General features: G+C 67.7%; 1 protein-coding gene. It reads left to right on the top strand.

The window, feature by feature from the left end:
- The coding region (locus LQ326_RS47300) for an APC family permease (protein ID WP_491074099.1) at positions 1 to 877 on the top strand (877 nt) is incomplete at both ends.

Raw genomic sequence — 877 nt, 5'->3', positions numbered from 1 at the left:
CGGCAAGCAGATGATCATCACGCTGGTCCTGGTGGCCCTGCTCGGCGCGGTCTTCCTCAAGGGCTTCCTGGAGGCGATCGGCGTCGCGGTCGCACTGGTCGGCGTCTACCTCGCGCTCAACGTCGTCGTCGTGATCGTCGGGATGTGGCACGTGATCACCGCGGGACATGTGGTCACCGACTGGACGAGCGCCCTCACCACCGAGCACGGGAACATCTTCGCGATGATCGGCGTGTCCCTGCTCGTCTTTCCGAAGCTGGCGCTCGGCCTCTCCGGCTTCGAGACCGGCGTCGCGGTCATGCCGCATGTCCAGGGCGATCCGAACGACACCGAGGAGCTCCCGCAGGGCCGGATCCGCGACACCAAGAAGCTTCTCACCGCGGCCGCGCTGATCATGAGTGTCTTCCTCATCGCCACCAGCTTCATCACCACGGTGCTGATCCCGGAGAACGAGTTCAAGCCGGGCGGCCAGGCCAACGGCCGCGCGCTCGCGTACCTGGCGCACGAGTATCTGGGCAACGCCTTCGGCACGGTCTACGACCTCTCCACCATCGCCATCCTGTGGTTCGCCGGCGCCTCCGCCATGGCGGGTCTTCTCAACCTCATGCCCCGCTATCTCCCCCGGTACGGCATGGCGCCGCACTGGGCCCGTGCCGTGCGCCCGATGGTCATCGTCTTCACCCTCGTCGCCTTCCTGGTCACCTGGATCTTCGACGCCGACGTCGACGCGCAGGGCGGCGCCTACGCCACCGGTGTGCTGGTGCTGATGTCCTCCGCGGCGATCGCGGTGACCATCGCCGCGCGGCGGGCCGGGCAGCGAGGCTGGACCCTCGGATTCACGGCCGTCTCAGCGGTTCTCCTGTACGTCACCGTCGCG

The sequence above is a fragment of the Streptomyces shenzhenensis genome, assembly GCF_021462265.1.
GTDB lineage: Bacteria > Actinomycetota > Actinomycetes > Streptomycetales > Streptomycetaceae > Streptomyces > Streptomyces shenzhenensis.
This window is presented reverse-complemented; position numbering and strand designations above follow the sequence as displayed.